At 73.6% G+C, this 22,154-nt stretch carries 19 protein-coding genes and 1 pseudogene; 9 read left to right on the forward strand and 11 right to left on the reverse strand.

The window, feature by feature from the left end; genetic code table 11:
- Nucleotides 1–5 precede the first annotated feature (5 nt).
- The 4 genes from GA0070607_RS08890 to GA0070607_RS08905 all read left to right on the forward strand — a co-directional run bounded on the left by GA0070607_RS08890 (nt 6) and on the right by GA0070607_RS08905 (nt 5,276).
- On the forward strand, nt 6–1,013 hold the full coding sequence (locus GA0070607_RS08890) for a cytochrome d ubiquinol oxidase subunit II (RefSeq protein WP_089017775.1): 1,008 nt from the start codon (nt 6–8) through the stop codon (nt 1,011–1,013).
- Nucleotides 1,010–2,686 carry a thiol reductant ABC exporter subunit CydD gene (gene cydD, locus GA0070607_RS08895; protein WP_089021734.1) on the forward strand — a complete coding sequence of 559 codons (1,677 nt, stop codon included), beginning with the start codon at nt 1,010–1,012 and terminating at the stop codon, nt 2,684–2,686. The genes GA0070607_RS08890 and cydD overlap by 4 nt, the downstream gene beginning before the upstream one ends.
- Entirely contained in the window at nt 2,683–4,533 is a 1,851-nt protein-coding gene (gene cydC / locus GA0070607_RS08900; protein ID WP_089017776.1) for a thiol reductant ABC exporter subunit CydC, read from the forward strand. Before cydD ends, cydC begins: the two co-directional genes overlap by 4 nt.
- A gap of 68 nt (nt 4,534–4,601) precedes the next feature.
- A complete protein-coding gene (locus tag GA0070607_RS08905; protein WP_089017777.1) occupies nt 4,602–5,276 on the forward strand; it encodes a permease prefix domain 1-containing protein in 675 nt (224 codons plus the stop codon).
- Between the two features lie 97 nt (nt 5,277–5,373).
- Here GA0070607_RS08905 and GA0070607_RS08910 read toward each other — a convergent pair whose 3' ends face one another.
- Nucleotides 5,374–5,715: a PadR family transcriptional regulator gene (locus GA0070607_RS08910; RefSeq protein WP_089017778.1), complete on the reverse strand. Its 342-nt coding sequence runs from the start codon at nt 5,713–5,715 to the stop codon at nt 5,374–5,376.
- A gap of 172 nt (nt 5,716–5,887) precedes the next feature.
- Here GA0070607_RS08910 and GA0070607_RS08915 point away from each other — a divergent pair, with 172 nt between their 5' ends.
- Both GA0070607_RS08915 and GA0070607_RS08920 read left to right on the forward strand, forming a co-directional pair.
- Nucleotides 5,888–6,850: a DNA primase gene (locus GA0070607_RS08915; RefSeq protein ID WP_089017779.1), complete on the forward strand. Its 963-nt coding sequence runs from the start codon at nt 5,888–5,890 to the stop codon at nt 6,848–6,850.
- 39 nt (nt 6,851–6,889) lie between these two features.
- Nucleotides 6,890–9,286, forward strand: coding sequence for a transposase (locus GA0070607_RS08920; RefSeq protein WP_089017780.1), 2,397 nt, complete (start codon nt 6,890–6,892; stop codon nt 9,284–9,286).
- A gap of 189 nt (nt 9,287–9,475) precedes the next feature.
- Here the strand turns inward: GA0070607_RS08920 and GA0070607_RS08925 are convergent.
- From GA0070607_RS08925 to GA0070607_RS08940, 4 genes and pseudogenes are all read right to left on the reverse strand, one after another.
- Nucleotides 9,476–10,068 (reverse strand): annotated as a pseudogene (locus GA0070607_RS08925) (GTP-binding protein).
- A 1-nt stretch (nt 10,069) separates the two neighbouring features.
- On the reverse strand, nt 10,070–10,441 hold the full coding sequence (locus GA0070607_RS08930) for a DUF742 domain-containing protein (RefSeq protein WP_089021735.1): 372 nt from the start codon (nt 10,439–10,441) through the stop codon (nt 10,070–10,072).
- A 98-nt stretch (nt 10,442–10,539) separates the two neighbouring features.
- Nucleotides 10,540–10,944, reverse strand: coding sequence for a roadblock/LC7 domain-containing protein (locus GA0070607_RS08935; RefSeq protein ID WP_007455462.1), 405 nt, complete (start codon nt 10,942–10,944; stop codon nt 10,540–10,542).
- The gene (locus tag GA0070607_RS08940; RefSeq protein WP_089017781.1) at nt 10,941–14,597 is read right to left on the reverse strand and encodes a nitrate- and nitrite sensing domain-containing protein; all 3,657 of its coding nucleotides are present in this window, start codon (nt 14,595–14,597) and stop codon (nt 10,941–10,943) included. The genes GA0070607_RS08935 and GA0070607_RS08940 overlap by 4 nt, the downstream gene beginning before the upstream one ends.
- Before the next feature lie 503 nt (nt 14,598–15,100).
- Here GA0070607_RS08940 and GA0070607_RS33250 point away from each other — a divergent pair.
- A complete protein-coding gene (locus GA0070607_RS33250) occupies nt 15,101–15,394 on the forward strand; it encodes a hypothetical protein (protein ID WP_231930914.1) in 294 nt (97 codons plus the stop codon).
- Between the two features lie 4 nt (nt 15,395–15,398).
- Here the strand turns inward: GA0070607_RS33250 and GA0070607_RS08950 are convergent, their stop codons facing one another.
- Together GA0070607_RS08950 and GA0070607_RS08955 are read right to left on the reverse strand one after the other, a co-directional pair.
- On the reverse strand, nt 15,399–16,478 hold the full coding sequence (locus GA0070607_RS08950) for an adenosine deaminase (RefSeq protein ID WP_089017783.1): 1,080 nt from the start codon (nt 16,476–16,478) through the stop codon (nt 15,399–15,401).
- A 52-nt stretch (nt 16,479–16,530) separates the two neighbouring features.
- Nucleotides 16,531–16,944: a PPOX class F420-dependent oxidoreductase gene (locus tag GA0070607_RS08955; protein ID WP_089017784.1), complete on the reverse strand. Its 414-nt coding sequence runs from the start codon at nt 16,942–16,944 to the stop codon at nt 16,531–16,533.
- Between the two features lie 143 nt (nt 16,945–17,087).
- Between GA0070607_RS08955 and GA0070607_RS08960 the strand changes: the two genes are divergently transcribed.
- Complete coding sequence (locus GA0070607_RS08960) at nt 17,088–17,585, forward strand: MarR family winged helix-turn-helix transcriptional regulator (RefSeq protein ID WP_089017785.1); 498 nt, start codon at nt 17,088–17,090, stop codon at nt 17,583–17,585.
- Nucleotide 17,586: 1 nt separating this feature from the next.
- Entirely contained in the window at nt 17,587–18,597 is a 1,011-nt protein-coding gene (locus GA0070607_RS08965; protein ID WP_089017786.1) for a putative RNA methyltransferase, read from the forward strand.
- Between the two features lie 2 nt (nt 18,598–18,599).
- Here GA0070607_RS08965 and GA0070607_RS08970 read toward each other — a convergent pair whose 3' ends face one another.
- The 4 genes from GA0070607_RS08970 to GA0070607_RS08985 all read right to left on the reverse strand — a co-directional run bounded on the left by GA0070607_RS08970 (nt 18,600) and on the right by GA0070607_RS08985 (nt 22,068).
- Nucleotides 18,600–19,280: a DUF4272 domain-containing protein gene (locus GA0070607_RS08970; protein WP_089017787.1), complete on the reverse strand. Its 681-nt coding sequence runs from the start codon at nt 19,278–19,280 to the stop codon at nt 18,600–18,602.
- Nucleotides 19,281–19,391: 111 nt separating this feature from the next.
- Complete coding sequence (locus GA0070607_RS08975) at nt 19,392–20,672, reverse strand: thymidine phosphorylase (RefSeq protein WP_089017788.1); 1,281 nt, start codon at nt 20,670–20,672, stop codon at nt 19,392–19,394.
- A 70-nt stretch (nt 20,673–20,742) separates the two neighbouring features.
- Nucleotides 20,743–21,450 (reverse strand): cytidine deaminase, encoded by a 708-nt coding sequence (locus tag GA0070607_RS08980; RefSeq protein WP_089017789.1) that lies wholly within the window; start codon nt 21,448–21,450, stop codon nt 20,743–20,745.
- A gap of 141 nt (nt 21,451–21,591) precedes the next feature.
- Entirely contained in the window at nt 21,592–22,068 is a 477-nt protein-coding gene (locus GA0070607_RS08985; RefSeq protein ID WP_089017790.1) for a hypothetical protein, read from the reverse strand.
- Nucleotides 22,069–22,154: the final 86 nt, after the last annotated feature.

Consider the following 22,154-nt stretch of genomic DNA (forward strand, 5'->3'; position numbering starts at 1 on the left):
TCACCGTGGACCTCGCCTGGTACGCCCTGCTCGGCCTCTTCTTCGGCGCCTACCTGGTGCTCGCCGGCTACGACTACGGCGTCGGGCTGCTGCTCGCCCGCGGCGGTGGCCCGGCCGGACGACGGGCCGCGCTCACCGCGCTCGGCCCGTTCTTCCTCGGCAACGAGGTCTGGCTGGTGGCCGCCGTGGGCATCCTCTTCGGAGCCTTTCCGGTACTGGAGGGCGAACTGCTCTCCGGGTGCTACCCGGCGGTCGCCGGCGCGCTGGCCGGTGTGGTCCTGGTGACCGCCGGAGTGCAACTGCGCAGCCGGCCGACCGACGAGCGGATCCGGGCCCGCTGGGACCGGGTGGTGGTGGTCGGCAGCGTGCTCGCCGCGCTGGGCTGGGGCGTGCTGCTGGCCGCGCTGCTGCAGGGCGTGCCCCGCGCGGCCGACGGGCACGTCGTCGGGGTGTCGCATCTGGCCACCCCGTTCGCGGCCGCCGCCGGGCTGGCCATGGTCGCTCTGGTCGCGGTGCATGGTGCGACGTTCCTCACCCTGCGACTGCCGACCGCCGACGCCGCAGTGGTCGGCCGGTCGGCCCGCCGGCTGGTGCCGGTGGCGCTCACCGCGGTCGCCCTGGCCACCGTCGTAGGGCTGCTCTCCGCCCGGGTACGCGACGCCGTCCAGCGGCCGGCGGTGGCCGTACTGCTGCCGCTGCTGCTGGCGGCGGCGCTACTGCTGGCCCGCGCGGCGTTGGACCGGCGGCGGCCGGGATGGGCCCTGGTCGCCACCGGCGCGGCTCTGGCGCTGCCGGTGGCGCTGGTCGGCGCGGCCCTCTGGCCCTACGTGCTGGTGTCCACGACGGACCCGGGCGCCTCGCTGACGGTGGCCGACGCCGCCGCCAGCGCGCCGACGCTGCGGCTACTCGGCTGGGTGGCGCTGCCGCTGCTGCCGGCCCTACTAGGCTTCCAGGCGATGTGTTGGTGGGTTTTCCGGGGACGGACCGACGGCAGGGCACCGGTGTACTGGTGAACCGCCGTCCCTTCGACCCGCGACTGCTGCGCCGGGTCCCCGCGGCCCGGCGCGACCTCGCCGTGCTCGTCGTGCTCGGCGTGCTCGCCGCCGGGTTGATCGTGGCGCAGGCCACCGCGCTGGCAGCGGTGCTGGCCACCGCCGTCGACGGCCGCCTGGACCGGCCTGCGCTGGCCGGCTTCGCGGTGGCGGTCGCCGCCCGTTCGGCACTGGTCTGGGCGCAGGGCACGGTCTCGGCGCGGGTAGCCGCCACGGTCAAGGCCGCGCTGCGGGCCGACCTGCTCGGCGCGGTGGGCCGGCACGGGCCGGGTTGGGTTGCCGGGCAACGGGCCGGCCAACTCGCCACGCTGGCCGGGCGCGGCCTGGACGCGCTGGACGCGTACTTCACCGGGTACCTGCCCCAGCTGGTGCTCAGCGTGACGGTGCCGGTGGCGGTGCTCGCCCGGGTCGTCTTCGCCGACTGGGGCTCCGCGGTGATCATCGCGCTGACCCTGCCGCTGATTCCGGTCTTCGGCGCGCTGCTCGGCTGGCAGGCGCAGGCCGCCACGGAGCGGCAGTGGCGCCGACTCGCCCTGCTGGGCGGGCACTTCCTGGACATGGTCGCCGGGCTGCCCACGCTGCGGGCGTTCGGCCGGGCCCGGGCGCAGACCGAGGTGGTCCGCCGGATGGCCGACGGGCACCGGGTCGCCACCATGAAGACACTGCGGATCGCGTTCCTCTCCGCGCTGGTGCTGGAGCTGGTCGCCACCCTCTCCGTGGCCCTGGTCGCGGTGCCGGTCGGCATCCGGCTGCTCGGCGGGGGGCTGGCCCTGCAGACCGCGCTGCTGGTGCTGCTGCTCACCCCGGAGGCGTACCTGCCGCTGCGGGCCGCCGGCAGCCGCTTCCACGCCAGCATGGAGGGGCTCACCGCGCTGGACGAGGCGCTCACCATCTCCGCCGCGCCCGCCGCACCCCGGGCCGCCGAGGGCGCGGCCATCCCGGACGGGCGGGGCGAGATCCGCTTCGAGTCGGTGACAGTGGCGTACGAGCGGACCACCGCGCTGCGCGACGTGACGCTTACCGTCCGGCCCGGTCAGCGGATCGCCATCATCGGGCCCAGCGGCGCCGGCAAGAGCACCCTGCTCGGCCTGCTGCTCGGCTTCGTGACCCCGACCAGCGGCCGGATCACCGTGGACGGGGTCGACCTGGCCGCCGCCGACCCTGATGCCTGGCGCCGCCAGCTCGCCTGGGTGCCGCAGCGGGCCCACCTCTTCGCCGCCTCGCTGGCCGACAACATCCGGCTCGGCGCACCGGACACCCCGCCCGACGCGCTCGCCAGCGCCGTACACGACGCGGCCCTGGACGACGTGGTGGCCGGCCTGCCGGATGGGCTGGAGACGGTGCTCGGTGAGCGTGGGCACGGCCTCTCCAGCGGGCAGCGGCAACGGGTGGCCCTGGCCCGGGCGTTCCTGCGGGACGCCCCGGTGGTGCTGCTCGACGAGCCCACCGCCCGACTCGACACCGCAGCCGAGGCGGTGGTGCTCGACGCCACCCGCCGGCTGGTCGCCGGGCGGACCGCGCTGCTGGTCGCGCACCGGCCGGCGCTGCTGGCCGACGCCGACCGGATCCTGCGGATCGAGGACGGCCGGGTCACCGAGCTGACGCCCGAGCCGACCGGGAAGGTGGCCCGATGAACGCCGCATCCGAGCCGCTGGCCGGCGGGCGGGGCCCACTGGACGAGCCACCGGAACCGCTGGTCGACGCGGTGCCGACCGGGCGGGCGACCGCCGAGCGGACGGTGCTGCGCCTGGCCCGGCCGTACCTGGGCCGGCTGGTGGGCGCGGGTCTGCTCGCCGCCGCCACCGAGTTCGCCGGGCTCGCCCTGATGGCCACCGCCACCTGGCTGTTGATGAGCGCCGCCGGCCGGCCACCGCTGGACCGGCTCACAGTGGCGATCGTCGCGGTCCGGGCGCTGGCGATCAGCCGGGGCGTGTTCCGCTACACCGAACGGCTCGCCGGGCACGACGCGGTCCTCCGCATGATCACCGACGTCCGGGCCCGGGTCTTCGCCAGCCTCGCCGCCCGCCGCACCGCCGCGCACCGTTCGGGGGACGTGCTGAGCCGGCTGGTCTCCGACGTCGAGGCGGTGCAGGACCTCCTGCTGCGGGTGTTGGTGCCGGGCTCGGCGGCGGCACTGGTCGGAGTGCTGGCGGTGGCCGGGGCGGCGCTGATCTCGCCGCCGGCCGCCGGTGTGCTCACCGCCGGGCTGCTCGTCGCCGGGGTGGCGTTGCCCGCGCTGGCCACCGCGGTCACCAGGCGCAACGCGGCGGAGGTGGCCCCACTGCGCGGCGCGCTGGCCACCGACGCGATCGACCTCACCCACGGCGCCGCCGACCTGGCCGCGTTCGGCGCGACCGACGCCGCCCTGCACGCCGCCGAGCAGCGGGCCGGCCGGATGGCCCGGCTGGAACGCCGCCTCGCCGCCACCGGGTTCGCCGTCGACGCGGCCGGGGTGCTGGTCGCCGGGCTGACCGCCGCCGCGGTGGTGCTGGCCGCGCTGGCCGCGGACGTGCCGGGCGTGCTGGTCGGCGTACTGGCCGTCGGCACCCTGGCGGCCGTCGAGGTGACGCTGGCCCTGGTCTCGGCGGCCCGGCAGTGGACCCAGCTGCGGCCCGGCCTGACCCGGGTGGCCGCCCTACTCGACGTGGACCTGCCGACTGCCCCGCGCGCCGCCGCGGATCCCGGCGCGAATGGCACCGGTGGCCCGGACCGGAGCGGCGCGCACGAGCTGCGCTTCGCCGAGGTGACCGTGCGGTACCGGGCCGGCGCCGCGCCCGCGCTCGACCGGGTGAGCCTGGACCTGCCCGCCGGGCGGCGAATCGCGGTGGTCGGCCCGAGCGGGGCCGGCAAGAGCACACTGGCCGCCGTGCTGACCGGCGCGGTCCGGCCCACGTCCGGCCGGGTCACGCTGGACGGTCGCGACCTGTCGGCGTACGCCGAGGAGGAGCTGCCCCGCGCGGTCGGTGGGCTGCTCGCCGAGGCGTACGTCTTCCACGCCACGGTGCGGGAGAACCTGCTGCTCGGCCGTGCCGGGGCCAGCGACGAGGAGCTGATCGCGGCGACCTCCGCCGCTGGCCTGCTGGAGTGGGTGCACGCCCAGCCGGCCGGATGGGACACGCTGGTCGGCGAGGAGGGCGGTCAGCTCTCCGGCGGCCAGCGGCAGCGACTCGCGCTCGCCCGGGCTCTGCTCGCCGCGCCGCCGGTGCTGGTGCTCGACGAGCCCACCGAGGGGCTGGACCCGACCGCCGCCGACGCCGTGCTCGCCTCCGCCCTGGGCGCCACCCCGGTCGGGCACTCGGTACTCCTGATCAGTCACCGGCTCAGCGGGCTGGCCGAGCTGGACGAGATCGTCGTCCTCGACGGCGGCCGGGTGATCCAGCGCGGCCGGCACGCCGAGCTGGTCACCGCGCCCGGCTGGTACCGGGACCAGTGGCTGCTCCAGGCGGCGGCCGAACGCGGGTACCTGGCTCTGACCCCCTGACCGGGCTCGGGGACGGACCAGGGTTCTCCCGGACGTCGGCGCGCCGCCTTCCGTGGCAGGGTGGTGCCATGCCGCGCTGTGAGGACGTGTTGGTGGAGGAGCACCTGAGGGTGCTTGCCGCCCGGTTGCAGGGCCCGGCCCGACTGAAGTCCGACCTGCTCACCGAGGCCCGGCACGGCCTGCTGGACGCCGTCGAGGCGTACCGCGAGGACGGCCTGCCGCCCACCGAGGCGCAGCGACGCGCGGTGGCCGAGTTCGGCTCACCGGCGCAGCTGCTTCCCTCCTGGCAGGCCGAGCTGGCGGTCGGCGCGCTGCGCGGGCTCTCCCTGAGGATGCTGGCGGTGGCCGGAGTGCTGGTGGTGGCCGGCGACCTGACGTGGCGCGGGGCGAGCTGGAGCGGCGGCCCGCACCCGCCGGCCGTCTACCGGCTGCTCTCCGCCTCGGTCGACTGGATCTGGATCGGCTCGCTGCTGCTCGCGGTGGCTGGCCTGCTGGTGGTGGCGGCGAGCGCCCGGTCCGCCCGGCCGGGCCTGGCCGTTGCGCAGCGCGCGGTGGGCGCCGGCCTGACCGGCACCCTGGTCCTCGGCATGCTGGCCGGCACCGCTCTCTTCGCCTGGTCGATCGGGCTCTGGGACGCGGCGCTGAGCTGGCCACCGATGCTCATCGGGGCGGTGCTGGTCGGCGGCGCCTACTTCTCGCTCGCCCGCGCGGCGCGCGGCTGGCTGCTCGCCACCATCCGCTGAACGGCGGCGACCCGCCGCAGACCCGTCCCGCGAGGCGGTCTGTGACGGTGGCCGGGCCGGGCCGGGCCGGGCCGGCCGGCCACGGCCGCCGAGCGGCTCAGGCCGGGGTGCCGGGTGCGCTGCCGGGGTCGAGGAACCGGCCGACCGTCACGCGGAACTCGTGCCAACCCGCGCGCTCACCGGCCAGCGCCCGCCGGCCGGAGTCGGTGAGCTGGTACGTCCGCCGCTCCCGGCCGTTGACCGTGCTCCAGGTGCTCGCCACGTGCCCGGCGCGCTCCAGGCGGCGCAGCGCCGGATAGATGGTGCCGGTGGGCAGGTCGAGGCTGCCGTCGCTGCGCGCCCGCAGCGCCTCGATGATGGCGTACCCGTGCAGCTCGCCCTGTTCGAGCACGGCGAGCAGCAGTGCGTCGAGGTGGCCGTGCAACTCCTGGGCCTTCATGCGTAGCTACGCTACTTGTCGAACCGCCGGTACGCCACCTGTGGCGTACCGGCGATGACCCGCAGGCCCGACCCGGTGCGCCAGGCGGCCTTCGGGGTGCGGGCACCGGCCGCCCCGGACCGCCGACTAGGGTATGTGCCCAGAGTCACTCGCCGGTCGAAGACGTCGGCGGGTGGGCAACCCGAAGCACACGGAGGTCAGCGTGGCCCGCCAGTCGCCCCAACGGCCCGACGCCGACGAGCCCGAGCTCGACGACACCACCGGCCCGGCCGAGCCAGATCAGGCCGACGAGGCCGAGGAGGCCGACCTCGCGTCGACGTCGGTCGACCGATCGCTCTGGGACGAGCTGCGGATCGACCCGGTGGAGATCGCCCTGCCCGCCGGCTCCGGTTTCACGCTGCGGGCGTACCGGCCGGCGGGGGAGCTGACCCCCACCGACGTGACCGAGCGCGACCAGGACGACCCGTTCCTCGCCCGCCGTCAGGCCATCGAGGAGGAAGAGGACGACGAGACCGTCGTCATCCTCGACGAGGAACTGGCCGAGGAGTTCGCCGAGAGCGACGAGGACGCGGCGTCGCGGCGTCGCGGCCACGCCGACACGGACACCGACGAGACCGACGACGAGAACGCCACGGACGCGGCGGACGACGAGGAGGTGCCGGTCTTCCTCAGCCACCGGGGCAAGCTGCTGCTGTTCAAGACCCCCGAGTCGTTGGTCAGTTTCATCCGGTCCGGCGCCCCAAATGATCTGTCCCAACTGGACAGCTGGAATGAATTGTCCGAACGGGTGGAGCCGGCCGACATCGCGTCGCTCGACGAGGACACCTACGAGCTCGACCTCGTCGTGGAGAACCTGCGCGGCGGGCACGACGCCTGGGATTCGGCCCTGCTGATCAAGGCGGGCGAGGTCGCACGCGACCTGTCGTACGCGTTGCGGCTGCCTGCGGTGCTGGACATGCTCTCCGCCGGCTCCAGCCTCGACGACCTGGACGAGGCGCTGCGGGCGACCGCCAACGGCGGGATCGGCGGTTTCATGGGCCGTCGGCGGCTGAAGAAAATCGGGGCACAAACCGCAAGTTTGGGTTGGCGCACCATTGTCGGCAAGATCTCTGCGGTCGTGGACTGGCGCGACTGACCCGTACCGGGGAGCATCAGTTGCTGGCAGAGGAAAGACCTGTCCCGGGAGGAGGACGACGCCGTGGCGCTCGTGCGCGTGTACTGCGGTCTGGCCTCGGCGGATCCGGCTGACCGACCGGCCTCGGCCGGTTCGACGCTGACGTCCGCTGTGGTCGACGACGCAGGCCGTCTGCTGCATGTCTGCGAGATCGGCGACGACGCGGCTGGCTACGCCCAGCTCGTCGCGCTGCTCGTGGAGCGGTCGGGCGGGCCGAGCGGTGCGGCCATCGCCGCCGACAGCGACGACCACACGGTCATCTCGCTGCTGAGCGCGGCGGGTCGGCCGCTGGCGATCGCGGACGACGACTCGGTGGACGACTTCGCCGAGCGGTTCGCCGACGACGACTCCCTGGAGGAGATGCAGTCGCCGCCAGCCGAACGACGCGCCGTCGGGCTGGCCCGCGCGCTGCAGGCGGGCGCGCTGTCCGCGGTCACCCTGCCGGCACCCCGGGACCTCGCCGGCTACAAGCAGGTGCTCTCCGCGCACGCCGCGCTGGCCAGCGGTCGGCACTCGGCCGCCGTGGCGCTGCGCGAGGTGCTGCGCGAGCTCTACCCGGCGGCGCTGCGCGCATACCCGGACCCGGCCGAGCCGGTCTCGCTGGCGGTGCTGGACGCGCTGCCCGAGCCCGGCATGCTGGGCGGCACCGTCGCCCGGGGCCGCGAGGTCTCGGTGGCGGCGGACGCCATCGCCGCGCACCTCGCCGCGGACGGGGTGGCCGACGCCGAGGAGATCAACGAGGCGGTCACCGCACTGCGGGTCGCCATCTCCGAGACACCCCGCCGCGCCGCGGTGAACCGGGCGCTCACCTCCGCGGTGGCCGAGACCGTCCGGCAGGCGGTCGCCTCGGTACGGGCCTGCGACGCCGGGTGCGAGGCGCTGGTCAGTGCGCTCAGCACGCGGGCCAGCACGCCCGCCACGGCGCCCGGCCGCCGCTCCGCCGCCCGCCGTGGCGAGTCGGTCGGCGAGCTGGCCGGCCTGTCCAACACCGGCACCGGGCTGCGCGCGGTCCGACCGACCCCGGTCGCCGCCGAACCCGCCCCCACCGGTGGCCGACGCAGCCGCCCCGAACCGATCCCGGGTGGAGCCCCGCTGGCGTCGCCGCGCCCGCTCGGGCCACCGCCGGTCGCCCCGGCGCCGATCACCCCGCCGCCGGTCGCGCCCGCTCCGGTTGCCCCCGCAGCGGTCGCCGGCCCGGCGATGTCCGCCCCTCTGGGGCGCGGCGAACCCCTCCCGAGCCGCATCGACGGTCCGACCAACCGGCCGGTCTCCTCGCCGCCGCCCCCGCCGCCCGGGATCACCCCGATCGCGCCGGCGCAGCGCGGCGCGGTGCCGCCGGCCGAGGCGGGCGAGCCGTTCCGGCCGACGCTGACGACCGCGGCGATCAACAACGCGCGGGCCGAGCGGCAACGCACGGTCATCCCGCCCCGCCCCAAGACCAACGGCGAGCCCCGGCCGAGCCACCTGCAACGCCCGATCGACGAGGCTCCCACCGGCGGGTTCAGCGCCACCGACCTCAGCATCCCGGTGCCCACTCCCCGTCCGGGCCAGGAGTCGGCGCCGCCGGGCTCCCGGGCCAACTGGCCGCTGGTCAACAACCCGGAGGATCCGGCCGACAGTTCGCCGAACAACCCGGCCGCCTACTCGTACGGCGGCGGCCGTGGCATCGACGCACCCACCGACCCGGGCCGGGCCGACGGCCGCGTCACCCCACCCTGGCTGGCGGACGACCTGCCGCAGGAGCCGCCCATGCTGCGGCTGGTGGAGCCGCCGCCGCTGGCCGACCGGGCGCTGCGCGAGGGAAGCCTCAACCCGCCCACCGACCCGCGTCTCGAGACACCGCCGCTGCGGCTGGTCGATCGGGAGCAGGCCGCCCGCAACGGCCGCCCCGCGCCCCGCATGGAACGGCCCGTCGAGCACCGGCCGGCACCCCCGGTCGAGCACCGGCCGCCGCCGGTGGCGGACGAGGGTGACGGGGACCTGCTGATCTTCGCGCAGGCCAAGTCGGCCTGGTTCGTCGGGCAGACCGAGGAGTCCGACCTGGACTGGTCGACCACGGCCGACACCGGGTGGCAGGCAGCCGAGCAGGCGGCCCGTCCCGCGGTGGGCGCTGAGACGACGGCCGGTCTGCCGAAGCGCGTGCCGCAGGCCAACCTGGTCCCGGGTTCCCCGTTGCGCGAGGAGCGGCCGCTGCGGATAGTGCGTGACGCGGCGAGCCTCGCGGAGAACACCACCGGCTACTTCCGTGGCTGGCGTCGGGGGCAGGAGATCGGCGGGTTCGCGGTGGGCGGCCGTCCGGGTCGCGAGGCCGCCGGCGGCTGGGACTTCAGCCGCGACCACGGTGACCGCGACGACGATCGGGAATACGAGTACCGGTCCGCCGGCTACCAGTCCTGACCCGTCACCATCACCCACGCGTCGTCCATCCCGCCCTCAGTCAGCTGACTGAGGGCGGGAGCGCGTTCAGGCCCCGGAAGCCCGGGTACGACCAGCGCCGCCTGGTGAAGATCCTGGAAGGGATCCGACTCCGGACAGCACTCAGCGCCCGGTGGCGGCCGGAGCCACCACCGGGCGCGAACCGCCCGGTCAGGCCGGGGCGACGGCGCGCGTACGCCGCATGGTGAGCACATACTCCACCAGCGAGATCAGCACGTGCTTCGTCGACTCCCGGTTGCGGGCGTCGCAGGCCACCACCGGCACGTCGCTCGAGATCGCCAGCGCGTCCCGAACGTCCTGCGGGTCGTGGTACTGCATCCCGTCGAAGCAGTTGATGGCCACCAGGTACGGCAGCCGCCGGTGCTCGAAGAAGTCGATCGCCGCGAAGCAGTCGGCCAGCCGGCGAGTGTCCACCAGCACGACCGCACCGATGGCGCCCGGACCAGTTCGTCCCACATGAACCAGAATCGGGTCTGACCCGGCGTACCGAACAGGTACAGGATCAGGTCACGGTCGATCGAGATCCGGCCGAAGTCCATGGCCACCGTGGTCGTCGTCTTGCCCGGCACCTGCCGGGTGTCGTCGACGCCCACGCCAGCGGAGGTCATGATGGCCTCGGTGGTCAGCGGCGTGATCTCCGAGACCGAGCCGACCAGCGTCGTCTTACCGACGCCGAATCCACCGGCGATAACGATCTTCGCCGACGTCACGCGCCCGCTCGGGTTCGGCGGGCGGTGCGACATGTCAGAGCCTGCGAAGTCCACTCAGCACCCTCTCCAGCAGTTCAGTGCCCACCGCGTCGTCGGAGTCGTCCAAAATGGTCGGCTCGTGGACTGCGACCAGGCCGTCCGTCGCCATGTCGGCGATGAGCACCCGGGCCACACCGAGCGGGAGCTGCATCCGCGCCGCGATCTCGGCGAGCGATTGCACGCGTCCGTCACACAGCGCGGCGATGTACTGGTGTTCGCGGCCACCGTTGCCATTGGCAGCGGCCCGGCCGCGCACCGTCGTCTCGACGAGCGCCTCCAGCGCGATGTCGAGCCGGGGACGGGTACGACCGCGGGTCACGGCGTATGGACGGACCAACGCTCCGGTCGGTTCGTCACGATCGGCCATGTCGCCGCTCACCTCCTTCGTACCCCGCACCGGCTCCCACCGGTGAAACCCGTAGTTGTCGTTGTTGCAGTAGCGCCGACCTCACGATCGGCGAGGCGTCAGCCCAGCATGCCCGCAGCCGCACGCGGCTGCGGGGTCAGCGCGTCGCCCACCCGGTCGACCAGCAACGCCATCTCGTAGCCGACCTGCCCGACGTCCGAGCTGCGGGCGGCCAGCACTGCGAAGGACGAGCCGTCCGAGATGGACATCAGGAACAGGAAGCCATTGTCCATCTCCACGACGGTCTGCAGCACCGCGCCTCCCTCGAAGCAGCGGGCCGCTCCCTGGGTGAGGCTGACCAGACCGGACGCGATCGCGGCAAGCTGATCGGCCCGGTCCCGCGGCAGATCCCGTGACGACGCGAGAAGCAGGCCATCCGCCGAGACGGCGACCGCATGCGCGACACCGGGCACCCGGTCGGCGAAGTTGGCCAGCAGCCAACCAAGATCCTGCGTAGTTGTCATCCTTCTTGCTCCTTCTGCCCGCTCCCGGCCGCTGGGCCTGAGCCAGACTGCGAGGATTGCTGCCCTCCCGGAGTCGCCTCCGGGCTGGTCGGGTTGTCCGAGGTGCTACGCCCTCGCTGCACGCCCCGGTGGTAGGCGGAGAGCAGGCCGCGGACCGCCTCCGGGGAACGCCGCTGGACCGAGGTGGTGGGCTTCTCCACCGCGCCGGGGACCAGCTGCGCCATCGGCTTGCGCTTCGGCAGACCGGTCGTGGTGGTCTCGCTCACCGGGACCGCGCTGGCCGCTGCCGTGGCGGCACGCCAGCCGTCGTCGGCGGCGGTCTGCCAGCCGTTGGTCTGCGGCGGTTGGGGCCGGCGGTTCGGCAGGCTCTCGGCGAGGCTGGGGCGGGCGCCCCCGTTCGCTGTCGACCCGTTGTCCCGCGGCGCTCCTCCGGCCGTCGGAGTGTCTGCCATCGGTGTGTTACCTGTCGTCCCGGGTGGTGTCTTGTGGACTGCCCGACCGCTGGCCTCGACCGTCGCGAACTGCTGGGTCGCGGTGCCGCCATTCGCCGCCGGTTGGGCGGCCGGTGCGGCGGCCTGAGCGGCCGCCGCCTCCTCCGGACCAGGCCGACGGGTACGGAACCAGGCCGACTCGAGCTCCCGGAAGATCGGCAGCTCCATGGTCTCGTCCGCGTACCGCTGCCGGTTCTGGGCCTGCGGCTGCTGTGGCGCCGGCCGGCTCTGCGCCGGTGCCGCCGAGGTCGGTGCCGTCGGCTGAGCCGTGGCGGCCGGTTGCTCGGTGGGTCGCTGCACCCGTGGCAGCTCCGTCGTCATGTCCAGGGCGGCGGCGAGCCGCTCGGGCACCGGTGGGGTGGCCGCGTCCCGGTCGCCACCGGGCACCGGCGGCCAGGCCGGCGGCGCGGGGGCGTTGGGCGCCTGGGCGGGCGGAGCCGATCGGGGCGCGAAGCCGCTGAACGACTGGGCGGACGCCGGCGGCGCCGAGTACGGCTGACTCGATGCCGGCGGGGCCGAATAGGGCTGACCAGCCGGCGGCGCCGAGTAGGGCTGACTGGCCGGCGGCGCCGAGTACGGCTGACCGGCGGGCGGTGCCGAGTAGGGGTGACCGGCCGGCGGCGCCGAGTACGGCTGACCGGAGGCCGGTGCGGCCGACACCGGCGGACCGGCGTACGGCGCACCCGAGTAGGGCTGCGCGGAGTACGGCTGGCCGGACGCCGGCGAGGCGGAGACCGGCGCGCCGGAGTAGGGCTGCGCGGAGACTGGCGGCTGCGAGTACGGGTGCGCCTCGGGACTGCTGGGCAGCTGCCGCGGGATGGCCGGCTGCTGGCCCGCGTCCGGAGAGTCGTCGCCGGCGCGGCGCTGCGGCAGTGGGTCGATCGGCTGGCCGTTGGCCGTCCGTGGGGTGAATCCGTCGCCGCCGTTCGTGCCGGCCGCACCGGTCAGGTCCGACCAGGCCGGCATCGAGCGGTACACACCCGTGTTGGCGGGGGTGCCGGCGCCGTTGCGCGACGCCGGATCGAACGGGCGACCACCCAGGGTGACCTGGTTGCCGGACTCGCTCGGGCGAGGGCCGTTGCCCAGCGCGGGCAGCGCGCCGAAGGCCGGCACCGGGCCGTCGTGCTGCGGGCCACCGGCCGCGGGCAGCGCCGGCGGCTGCTGGACCCGGCCGGAGAGCGCCCGGGGCACCAGCACCGAGGTCGGCAGGGTCACGTCGGCGACAGTGCCACGGTCACCGCCGGGACGCAGCTCGACCCGTACGCCGTGCCGGGAAGCCAGCCGGGCGACCACGACCAGGCCCATCATCCGGGACACGGCCACGTCCACCTGCGGTGGCGTCGCGAGACGCTCGTTCAGCTCGTGCAGTTGGTCGTTGCTGATGCCGATGCCGCGGTCCTCGACGTAGAGCGAGGCTCGGTCGCCGACCCGGCGGGCCTCGACCATCACCTGCGAGTCCGGCGGCGAGAACGCGGTCGCGTTGTCGAACAGCTCGGCGACGAGGTGCACCAGGTCGTTGACCGCGTGCGCGGCGACCTCGATGTCCCGGTCGATGACCCCGAACTCGATCCGGGTGTAGTGCTCGACCTCGGACTGCGCGGCACGCAGCACGTCGATGAGCGCCGCCGGCTCGCGCTGCACGCGGGTGGAGTCCGCGCCGGCGAGCACGAGCAGGTTCTCGTCGTTGCGGCGCATCCGGGTGGCCAGGTGGTCGAGCTGGAACAGCTCGGCCAGCCGGTCCGGGTCCTCCTCGCCGCGCTCCAGCCGGTCGAGGTGCCCGATGAGGCGGTCGACCAGGATCTGCGAACGGCGGGCCAGGTTGACGAACATGGTCGCGACGGACGCGCGCAGCGCCGCCTGCTCGGCGGCCGTCCGGACGGCTTCCAGGTGGACGGCGTTGAACGCCTCGGTCACCTGGCCGAACTCGTCCTTGCTGCGGACCGGGAGCGGCTCGGCGATCTGGTTGGCCAGCTGCACCGGGGAGAGCTGCCCGACGACCTGGGGGTCACGCAGTCGGGCGACCGCCTGCGGCAGGCCGTACTGGGCGACGGAGAGAGCGCCCTGCCGCAGCTCACGCAGCGAGCGGGCCATCGAGCGGGCGACCAGGTACGCGAAGAGGATGGCCAGCAGCAGCATGCTGAGCAGCAGGCCGGTCTCCAGGAACACCTGACGCTGGACGTCCGAGCGCAGGTTGTCGGCCTCGGCGACCACGTCGCGGTCGAGCTTCGTCTCGACGGCGCGGATCAGCTTGGCGTTGGCCGTCATGGCCGAGTCCCACTGGTCCGGACCGAAGATCGCGCCGCGCATGTCGCCTGTGGTGTTGCCGTCCATCCAGCCGATGTAGTTCTGCGCCTCGCGGCGGTCACCGCCGGCGATCGTCTGATCGTGGAACGCAGCCTCTTCGGGGGTGGCGACGGCCTTGAAACTCTGCTCCGCCTGCTGCTGGCCGGTGCCGCTGGCGATGTAGTCGGTGCGCAGCACCGGGGTCAGCTGCTTCTGGTCCAACGCGCGGTGCACGACGACCCGGCGTACGGAGAGGAACTCCTTCTCCCGGGCGACGGCCGCGGCGGCTCGCATCCGGTCGCTCAGCTCGTTGTCACCGGCGAGCTGGGTGGCCGACTCACGGATGGCGAGCAGGTTGTTGATCAGGCCCTCGTACGCCTGGACGGTCTCGGTGAGCTTGAGCTTGCTGTTGAACACCTGGCTGCGCGCGCCCGGCAGGTCCTTCAGGTCCTGGTCGATCTGGTCGAGCAGGCCCTCCAGGCTGGCTGGCAGGTCCTCGATCTCGGCCCGCTGTTGCAGGTAGGGGCCCTTCGCCTGGTCCACCCGGGAATTCACCCGGTTGAAGGCCTCCTGGTACTGCGCCTTCGGCTGCAGCCCGTCCGCCGCCGACAGCAGCACGGCAGCGGTCCGCTCATCCTGAAGCGTGTCGACCAGGTCACCTGAGTAGCTCGACAGGTTGGCCAGGTCACCGGCTCGGTTGGCATTGTTGAGCGTCTCCAGGTGGTCGACGAGACCACTGGTGCCCACCACGACCGTGGCGATGGTCGGCACGATCATGATGAGACCGAGCTTGGACCAGATCGGCATGTCCCGGAGCCGGCTGGCCGGTCGGCGCAGCCGCGACAGGAAGGAGCCCGCCGTCTTTGGCCGTTTGCTCACGTCACCGCCCTCGCGATTACAGCTTGAACGCGTTGCCCCCGCGCAACGCCCAGCGTCCGACCCGGCGGGTCGGACCCCCGAGATTCCATCACGACGCCCGGCAAGAAGAAAGCCCAGGTTGTCACCCGCCGAAGGTGTGATGAGATGTTGATGCGATTTGATAGCAGTCCGTCTGGCCGGAGTAACTGAAGGTAATGAAACATCCGCACCGCGTTGTCCTGCTCGCCGGCCCTTCTGGCTCTGGAAAGTCGTACATAGCACAGCAAACCGGCCTACCGGTGCTCTGCCTGGACGACTTCTACAAAGATGGCGATGACCCTACGTTGCCGCAACGAAACGGCCAGGTGGATTGGGAATCGCCCGAGTCGTGGGACGCCACGACGGCTGTCGAAACGATTGCCCGACTGGCTCGCGAGGGTCGCGCCGATGTGCCGGTTTATGCGATCGGCGCGGATCGACGGGTAGCCACACGGCCATTTGATGTCGCCGGATCGCCACTTTTCGTGGCCGAAGGGATCTTCGCCGCCGAGATCGTCGATGAGTGCCGCCGTCTTGGGTTGCTCGCGGGCGCGTACGCGCTGCGCCGGCCGCGCGGGGCGACCTTCCTCCGCCGGCTGGCCCGCGACCTGTCCGAGCAGCGCAAGGCGCCACGGGTGCTGGTCCGGCGCGGGGTGGCGCTGCTGCGTGCCGAGCCTGCGGTGCTGCGCCGGCAGACCGGACTGGGCGCGGAGGCGGCCCGAGCCCGGGAGGTGCTGCGCCGGGTGGCCGGCCTGCTCGCCGGCCATCCGCACGGCTGACCACTCAGGCCAGCAGCTTCGCGTACGCCGGCTTGATCACCTCATCGATGATCCGCAGCCGCTCGTCGAACGGGATGAAGGCGCTCTTCATCGCGTTGATGGTGAACCACTGCAACTCCCGCCAGCCGTAGCCGAACGTCTCCACCAGCAGGGCCATCTCCCGCGACATCGACGTGCCGCTCATCAGCCGGTTGTCGGTGTTGACGGTGACCCGGAACCGCAGATCCCGCAGCAGGCCGATCGGATGGTCCGCGATCGAGTCCACCGCTCCGGTCTGCACGTTCGACGACGGGCACAGCTCCAGCGGGATCCGCTTGTCCCGGACGTACGCGGCCAGGCGGCCGAGCACCGGCAGCGTGCCGGGGGTGATGTCGTCCACGATCCGCACGCCGTGGCCGAGCCGGTCCGCGCCGCACCACTGGATCGCCTGCCAGATCGACGGCAGGCCGAACGCCTCGCCGGCGTGGATGGTGAAGTGGAAGTTCTCCCGCTGGAGGTACTCGAAGGCATCCAGGTGCCGGGTGGGCGGGAAGCCCGCCTCGGCGCCGGCGATGTCGAAGCCGACCACCCCGGAGTCCCGGTGCCGCACGGCCAGCTCGGCGATCTCCTGCGAGCGGGCCGCGTGCCGCATCGCGGTGAGCAGGGTGCCCACCCGGATGCTCAACCCCGCCTCGACGGCCTGCGCGGTGCCCTCGGCGAAACCGGCCAGCACCGCCTCGACCACCTCGTCCAGGCTCAGGTCGCGTTCCAGGTGCTGCTCGGGAGCGAACCGCACCTCGGCGTAGACCACGCCGTCGGCGGCCAGGTCCAGCGCGCACTCGCGGGCCACCCGGCGCAGCGCCGGCGCGGTCTGCATGACCGCCACGGTGTGCGCGAACGTCTCCAGGTAGCGCTCCAGCGAGCCGGAGTCGGCCGCGTCGACGAACCAGCGCCCCAGCGCCTCGGGGTCGGTGGTGGGCAGCTCGTGGCCCACCTCCGCGGCCAGCTCGACGATCGTCGCCGGCCGCAGCCCGCCGTCGAGGTGGTCGTGCAGCAGCGCCTTCGGGACCTTGACGATGTCCTCGTACCGGATAGTTGCGACCATGCTCAGACCCTAGTCAGCGGCCCTCGCGGACCGGGACGGGACCGGCCGGGAGTCACGGTCGCCAGCCGTACACCCGGTGCACGTCGAGGCGGATCACGAGCCGCCGGTCGGCGACCATGGCAGCACGGTAGTCCGCCCAGTCCGGGTGCTCGCCACGAATCCGCCGGTAGACCTCAACCAGCTCGTCGACAGTCGCGTCGACGGTGGCCGCGGCCGGCTCGGTGAGGGTCACAGTGCCCTCGGCCACCGCGTACGCGCCGCCGTCCGGCGTGGTCACGTGAAAGCTGGCCCGGGGATCGCGGCGCAGGTTGCGCACCTTCGCCCGGTCCCCCGTGGTGGAGCAGCGGATCAGCCCCGGCTCGGCCAGGTAGTCGAGGTTGGACAGCTGGGGTCGGCCGTCGCGGCGCACTGTGACCAGCACCCCGCGCCCCCGCGTGCCGAACAACTCCCACAGCCGGGCGTTCACGCCGCCACCCGACGGCGGCCCGACCTCGGCGAGGTCGACCAGCCGGACGTCTTGGGGGCGCCGCCCTCGGAGAAGTTCGTTGACATGTCATCAATCTAGACGGCAGGTCGATGACATGTCAACCAAACCGCTAGACTCCAGGTATGGACACACCGCGGTGGCTGGACGAACGGGAGGACAGCGCCTGGCGTGGCTATCGCCGGATGCGCCGGCTGCTCGACCTGGAGCTGGCCCGGGACCTGAGCCAGGACGCCGGCCTGTCCGAACCTGACTACGACGTCCTCTCCGACCTCTCCGAAACCCCGCAGGGACGGCTGCGCCTCAGCGAGCTGGCGGACAGGATGCTGTGGTCGCGCAGCCGGCTCTCGCACCACCTGAGCCGGATGCAGCAGCGTGGCCTGGTGACCCGCGAGGAGTGCGCCGACGACGCCCGGGGCTCGATCGTCGTGCTCACGCCGGCGGGTCGGCAGGCCATCGAGTCCGCCGCCCCCGGCCACGTGGCCGCCGTCCGGCGGCACCTGATCGACCTGCTCACCCCGGCGGAGGTCGACGCCCTCGGCGCGCTCACCCACCGGGTGGTCGACCACCTCGCCGGCCCCGAGGCTCGGACCACCCGCCCGCAGCCCGAACGCGGGGCCTGACGTGGACCCGCGCATCCTCGACCGGCTGCGCTGCCCGGTCTGCGGCGAACCGCTGGCCGAGTCGACAGCCGGCACCGCCCGGGCGCTGCGCTGCCCGCGCCGGCACAGCTTCGACATCGCCCGGCAGGGGTACGTCAACCTGCTCGCCGGACGCGCCCCGCACGCCGGCGACAGCGCCGAGATGGTGGCCGCCCGGGCGGACTTCCTCGCCGCCGGGCACTACGACGTCATTTCGGCCGCCCTCGCCGCCGCCGCGACGGAAGCCGCCGGCCGGCTCCGTGCGACGCCCGCCACGCACTCGGGACCTATCCCGTCCGCCCTTTGCTCTGCTTCAACCGACGCAACGGTTTCCGCACCGAACTGTTGCGCGGAGGTAAGCAGAGCAAAGGACACAACGGCAGAGGTACGGGCTGCGCCACCGACGCCCGACTTCGAGGCGTACCCCCTGGTGGTGGATGCCGGCGCCGGCACCGGCCGGTACCTCGGCGCGGTGCTGGCGGCGCTGCCGGACGCGGTGGGTCTGGCCCTGGACGTGTCCAAGCCGGCGCTTCGCCGCGCGGCGAACGCGCATCCCCGAGCGGCCGCGGCGCTCGCCGACACCTGGCAGCGGCTGCCGCTCGCCGACGCCTCGACCTCCGTGCTGCTGAACGTCTTCGCCCCGCGAAACGGCGCGGAGTTCCACCGGGTGCTCGACCCGACCGGCACGTTGCTGGTGGTCACCCCCGCCGCCGACCACCTCGCCGAACTGGTGGACGCCCTCGGCCTGCTGCGGGTGGACCCGGACAAGGCCGACCGGGTGGCCGGCAGCCTGGGCGGGCACTTCACCGCGGTCAGCTCGGCCGTACACCGGGCGGAACTGGCGCTGACCCGGCCGGAGGTCGCCACCCTGGTCGGGATGGGACCCAGCGCGTGGCACACCGACCCGGCCGCTCTCGCCACCCGGCTGGCCGCGCTGCCCGAACCGGTCCGGGTCACCATGGCGGTCCGGCTCGACGTTCAGCGACCCCGCTGAGCTCAGGTGGAGAGGTCGACCTCTTCCCAGCCGGGCGGTTCATCGTGGTACGGCCCGCGCAGGATCACCGCCCACTCCAGCGCCCAGCGCCGCTGACCGATCGCGTTCGCGTCGACCAGCCCGGGCAGCGACCGCCCGACCCGCTCGGTCTCCAGGTAAGCCCAGTCCAGGCAGTAGTGCAGGTCGAGCAGGGCCGCCGCGTCGGCGGGATGCTGCGGCGCGGTGAGGATCCGGGACCGCCAGCGCGGGAAGGTCTCCCCCTCGGCGATGTGCGGCAGTCGCTCGACCAGCCGCTCGTCCACGGCGAGGGTCGGGTCGAGCTGCTTGCTCAGCCCGAGCACCCAGGCCAGCGCGAAGAGCGCGTCGTGGTGCAGCACGAACGAGCGGTGGTCGCCCTTGCCGCCGATCACGAACTGCCACTCCGGCGGGGTCACCATCTCCATCAGGTGCGAGCCGAGCAGCCAGCTCATCGCCGCCTGCGGGGGCATTCCGAAGCAGCGGGCCAGGATCAGGTGCAGCACGGCGATCCGCGCCTCGATCTCCGCTGTGGGGCGCAGCTCGATCTTGTCACCCGGCTCCCAGACGAGCGGGAACTGCTGAGGCGGCAACGGCAGGCCGAGCCGGGACAGCTCGTCCAGGCTCGCCTCGCGTACCTCGCGTGGGTCGGGGGCAGGTACGGTCACGGCGCGTTTTCCTGTCTGCTCGCGACGGCTCAAGGCCGGCTATCCCCCCTTGGCCTGCGAGAATAGCGCTCCCTGGTGACCGGCACCACGCCGCCCCGACCCCGGGTCGGGTCAGCCGATCCGCTCGATGACCAACGGCGTCGGCACCGGCGCGATCGGCGCGATCCGCACCGCGCGGGCGGCCTCCGCGAGCGCCGCCGGGATCCGCGCCGGGTCCTCGGCGCGCAGCTCGTAGAGGGCGTCGCCGGCCCGCACCGGGTCGCCGGGTCGCTTGTGCAGCACCACCCCGGCCGGCACGCTGACCGGGTCCTCCTTGCGGGCCCGGCCCGCGCCGAGCCGCCAGGCCGCCACCCCCATGGCGTACGCGTCGACGGCCGCGACGTGCCCGTCCTGCTCGGCGCGTACCACCTCGACCTCCGGGGCGACCGGCATCGGTGCGTCCGGGTCGCCGCCCTGCGCCCGGACCATCGCCCGCCAGGAGTCCATCGCCCGGCCGTCCCGCAGAGCCGCCGCCGGATCGGCGTCCGGCAGGCCGGCGGCGTCGAGCATCTCCCGGGCCAGGGCCAGCGTCAGCTCGACCACGTCGGCCGGCCCGCCTCCGGCCAGCACCTCGACCGACTCGGTCACCTCGACCGCGTTGCCGATCGCCAGGCCGAGCGGTGTGGACATGTCGGTGAGCAGGGCGACCGTCCGCACGCCGTGCGCACCACCCAGCTCGACCATGGTGCGGGCCAGCTCACGGGCCTGGTCGACGGACTTCATGAAGGCGCCCGAGCCGACCTTGACGTCGAGAACCAGCGCACCGGTGCCCTCGGCGATCTTCTTACTCATGATCGAACTCGCGATCAGCGGGATCGCCTCCACCGTGCCGGTCACGTCGCGCAGCGCGTACAGCTTCCGGTCGGCGGGTGCCAGGCCGGCGCCGGCCGCGCAGATCACCGCGCCGACGTCGCCGAGCTGGCTGATGAACTCGTCGTTGCTCAGCGCGGCCCGCCAGCCCGGGATGGACTCCAACTTGTCCAGCGTGCCGCCGGTGTGCCCGAGGCCGCGCCCACTCAGCTGCGGCACGGCCGCGCCGCACGCCGCCACCAGCGGAGTGAGCGGCAGGGTGATCTTGTCGCCGACGCCGCCGGTGGAGTGCTTGTCGACCGTCGGGCGCCGTACCGCCGAGAGATCCAGCCGCTCACCGCTGGCGATCATCGCGGCGGTCCACCGGGCGATCTCCGGGCCGGTCATGCCGTTGAGCAGGATCGCCATGGCCAGCGCCGACATCTGCTCGTCGGCGACCACCCCCCGGGTGTACGCGTCCATCACCCAGTCGATCTGCGCGTCCGACAGCACACCCCCGTCCCGCTTCACCCGAATAACGTCAACAGCAGCAAAACTCATCAGAAGATCTTCCTAGTCCCTTGGCGAACCGACGCACGGCGTTGCCGACGCGGGGTGGGGGCCGCCCCCAAGCTCAGCCACCAGACCACCGAGTCGGGATCTCCAAAGGCGGCTCACCCTCACCGGCCCAGAAGATGGTCCCGGTCGCGTCGACCACCACCACCCGGGGCGTCCGGGCCATCCCCCAGGTGATCGCCTCGGCCGGGTCGTCCCAGCTCGGGGCCTCCTCCAGCACGCCGGTCTCGGCGCCCGCGTCGTCCCCAGCCGAGCGTTCCCAGTACGCCGTCCAGACCTGCTGCCCGGCGGACATGTCCGGGTGCACGAAAACTGTGCCGCGCCCTCGCCAGGCGGCCAGCCGCTCCGGGACCACCGGCACCGGCGTCTCGCCGGTCACCGCCTCCAGGTCCTCCACGCCGAAGGCGTGCGGCAGCAGCTCGGCCATCCGCAGCGCGCGACCCTTGGTCTCGATCAGGCACTCCGGCCCGCCGTGCTCCCAGAGCAGCTGCCGGCACCTGCCGCACGGCATCAACGGCTCACCTGTGGCGTCGACGCAGGAGAGCGCGACGAGGCGGCCACCCCCGGTGGCGTGCAGGCTGGACACCACCCCGCACTCGGCGCAGAGGGTCACCCCGTACGCGGCGTTCTCCACGTTGCAGCCGACCACCACGCGGCCGTCGTCGACCAGCGCGGCCGCGCCGACTGGGAACGTCGAGTACGGCGCGTACGCGTGCCGCATCGCGTCCGTGGCGGCGGCGCGCAGTCGCGCCCAGTCGATCTCCATGCCCACAATTCTGCCGCATCGGCCACACGACCTGCGGCTGGGCTCGAATAGCCGGCCTCATGTCCGACCCGGGCAGCCCGGACATGACGAGGCGCGGCCGGTGGGGACGTCCCCCACCGGCCGCGCCGTGGACCCGTCGGCTCAGTACCGCCAGGCGGTGCAGTTCGGCCAGCTCGACGGGGCCTTCCAGCCACCGCTGTACGTCGCGTAGCCCCAGCAGATCCGGTGTCGGTCGCTGTCCGAGCTGGTGTTCGTGGTGTGGCTGGTGTTCCAGGTGCCCTCGGCGCCGACACCCGAGATCTTGTTGTAGGCCGCCTGGAGGTAGTAGCCGTACGGCGACTTGATCTCCCGCTCGACCCGGATGGCGTAGGGGATACCGGTCGGGTCGGGCTGGTAGTCGACGGTGATCTGGCCCCAGCGCTCGGTGCAGGCGCTGTTCTGGACCAGCTTCCAGCCGGCAACGATCGAGCCGTTCGTCGTTGCGTACTTCGCGTCCACCACGGAGCTGCAGGCCGCGGCGGCGGGAGTGGCCGGCGCGATGACGGTGCTGAGCCCAGCAGCGGCGACAAGGGCGATCGCGATACGCGCGCCCTTGCGGACGATTGATGACTTCTGCACTCTCAGGTCCTTCCCCGAAACAGACGCCGAGGTGTCGACGTCGCGCCGGACGCTACGGACGGCCACCATCACGGCGACATCGCGCC

Source organism: Micromonospora coriariae, from assembly GCF_900091455.1.
In the GTDB taxonomy this organism is placed as follows: Bacteria; Actinomycetota; Actinomycetes; order Mycobacteriales; family Micromonosporaceae; genus Micromonospora; species Micromonospora coriariae.